The organism is Burkholderia sp. Ac-20353 (assembly GCF_017104785.1).
Classification (GTDB): Bacteria; Pseudomonadota; Gammaproteobacteria; order Burkholderiales; family Burkholderiaceae; genus Burkholderia.
This window is the reverse complement of record NZ_JAAGPL010000432.1, coordinates 1-2320: the sequence shown is the minus strand read 5'-3', so window position 1 is coordinate 2320 and position 2320 is coordinate 1. Positions and strand designations below refer to the sequence as shown.

Annotated in this window: 2 protein-coding genes and 2 pseudogenes; all 4 read left to right on the top strand. The window is 67.8% G+C overall.

Annotated features, from left to right (window positions below):
* Positions 1 to 180, top strand: a pseudogene (locus G3N94_RS40990) (methionyl-tRNA formyltransferase); the annotation flags it as partial.
* Between the two features lie 111 nt (positions 181 to 291).
* Entirely contained in the window at positions 292 to 942 is a 651-nt protein-coding gene (locus tag G3N94_RS40985; protein WP_205799863.1) for a LysE family translocator, read from the top strand.
* 106 nt (positions 943 to 1048) lie between these two features.
* A complete protein-coding gene (htpX, locus tag G3N94_RS40980; protein WP_205799862.1) occupies positions 1049 to 1906 on the top strand; it encodes a zinc metalloprotease HtpX in 858 nt (285 codons plus the stop codon).
* Positions 1907 to 2130: 224 nt separating this feature from the next.
* Positions 2131 to 2320: pseudogene (locus G3N94_RS40975) on the top strand (16S rRNA (cytosine(967)-C(5))-methyltransferase RsmB); the annotation flags it as partial.

Here is a 2320-nt window from a genome sequence, read left to right as displayed (position 1 = left end):
GCGGCGCCCGGCACGATCGTCGACGCGGGGCAGGATGGCGTCGTCGTGGCATGCGGCACGGGCGCGCTGCGCGTGACCCAGCTGCAGAAGCCGGGCGGCAAGCGGCTGCCGGCACGCGAGTTCCTGGCCGGCTCGCCGCTCGCCGCGGGCCAGCGGTTCACGCTTTCCGACGCGTCCTGAGCGCCATTTGACGCGGCCCGCCGCAGGCGCGCAATCGGCCGGACGGCCGAGTCGCGCCGCACGGCGGGCGCGCGTAGAATTTCCGTGCGCTTCACCGGTTCCGAGGTTTTCATGTTTGGCATCACCCATTTCGGCTTCTTCCTGCTGGCGGTTTTCCTGCTCAACGTGACGCCGGGGCCCGACACCGCGTACATCGTCGGCCGCAGCGTCGCGCAGGGGCGCGGCGCGGGGCTGATGTCCGCGCTCGGCATCTCGGCCGGCTGCTGCGTGCACGCGCTCGCGTGCGCGTTCGGCCTGACCGCGCTGCTGGCCGCGTCGGCCACGGCGTTCACGGTGATCAAGCTGGTGGGGGCCGCCTACCTGATCTATCTGGGCGTGCGGATGATCTTCGCGAAGCAGGCTGCCGGGGCTGGCGCTGCACCGGCTGCACCGGCTGCGTCGGTCATGGCCGCGAAGCCGCTGCGCCAGCTGTTCCTGCAGGGCTTCTGGACGAACGTGCTGAATCCGAAGGTCGTGCTGTTCTTCGTGTCGTTTTTTCCGCAGTTCGTGTCGGCCGACAGCGCGCACAAGGCGCTGGCGTTCCTGACCCTCGGCGCGGTGTTCGTCGTGATGAGCACGCTCTGGAACAGCATGCTCGCGTGGGTCGCAGGCAGCGTGACGCGCCGGTTTTCCGGCAAGCCGGGCGTTAGGAAATGGCTCGACCGGACGGTCGGCAGCGCGTTCGTCGGGCTGGGCCTCAGGCTTGCGGCGTCGCAGCGCTGAGATTGAATTTTTTCGATACGCACTTATCTAACAGATCGCTTACAATTTTTCGCCGTACCTGCGTGAGGCAATCGGCGGGAGTCGCATTCGGATAAGGAGTCGACGTATGTTCAATTGGGTCAAAACGGCGATGCTGATGGCCGCGATCACGGCCCTGTTCATCGTGATCGGCGGCATGATCGGCGGATCGCGCGGCATGACGATCGCGCTGCTGTTCGCGCTCGGCATGAATTTCTTTTCTTACTGGTTCTCCGACAAGATGGTGCTGCGCATGTACAACGCGCAGGAAGTCGACGAGAACACGGCGCCGCAGTTCTACCGGATGGTGCGCGAGCTGGCGACGCGCGCGAACCTGCCGATGCCGCGCGTCTACCTGATCAACGAAGACGCGCCGAACGCGTTCGCAACAGGCCGCAACCCCGATCACGCGGCCGTCGCGGCGACGACGGGCATCCTGCGCGTGCTGTCGGAGCGCGAGATGCGCGGCGTGATGGCGCACGAGCTCGCGCACGTGAAGCACCGCGATATCCTGATCTCGACGATCACCGCGACGATGGCGGGCGCGATCTCGGCACTCGCGAACTTCGCGATGTTCTTCGGCGGTCGCGACGAGAACGGCCGTCCGGCCAACCCGATCGCCGGTATCGCGGTCGCGCTGCTCGCGCCGATCGCGGGCGCGCTGATCCAGATGGCGATCTCGCGGGCGCGCGAATTCGAGGCGGATCGCGGCGGCGCGCAGATTTCCGGCGATCCGCAGGCGCTCGCGTCGGCGCTCGACAAGATCCACCGCTACGCGGCGGGCATTCCGTTCCCGGCAGCCGAGGAGCATCCGGCCACCGCGCAGATGATGATCATGAACCCGCTGCACGGCGGCGGCCTGCAGAACCTGTTCTCGACGCACCCGGCCACCGAGGAGCGCATCGCGCGCCTGATGGAAATGGCGCGGACGGGGCGCTTCGACTAAGTCCCCCTGTCGTACGTGCGTGGTCGTCACCGTCGCGCACGCTCGACCCACCCCGCATGCTTCGTGCTGCGGGGTGTTCTGTTTCTGCGACTCGAAAAGAGGGGCGCATGGTCACACGCTACAATGCCCGGTTTGGGATCGCGGCGGCCAGGCCTCGCCTTTTGCGTTGCATCGGCCGCCAGCCGCCAGCCGCGACACCCACCGCTTGCCGACGCTTCGCTCCAATGACACGAACCCGCTCCACCGCCAAATCTTCGTCCAGCCGTTCGGCTCACCTGTCCGCGTTGCATGTCGCGCCCGATTCGCTCGGCTTTGCGCTCGACGCGGCGGCGCAGGCGGTCGATGCGGTGCGCCGCGGCACCGCGCTGCCGGGGGCGCTGGCGACGGTGTTCGCGGGCATGGGATCGGAAGAGC

Bases quoted from the DNA above. Each gene is read 5' to 3' on its own strand.
- G3N94_RS40985 (WP_205799863.1), top strand. From the start codon at position 292: ATGTTTGGCATCACCCATTTCGGCTTCTTCCTGCTGGCGGTTTTCCTG.
- htpX (WP_205799862.1), top strand. From the start codon at position 1,049: ATGTTCAATTGGGTCAAAACGGCGATGCTGATGGCCGCGATCACGGCC.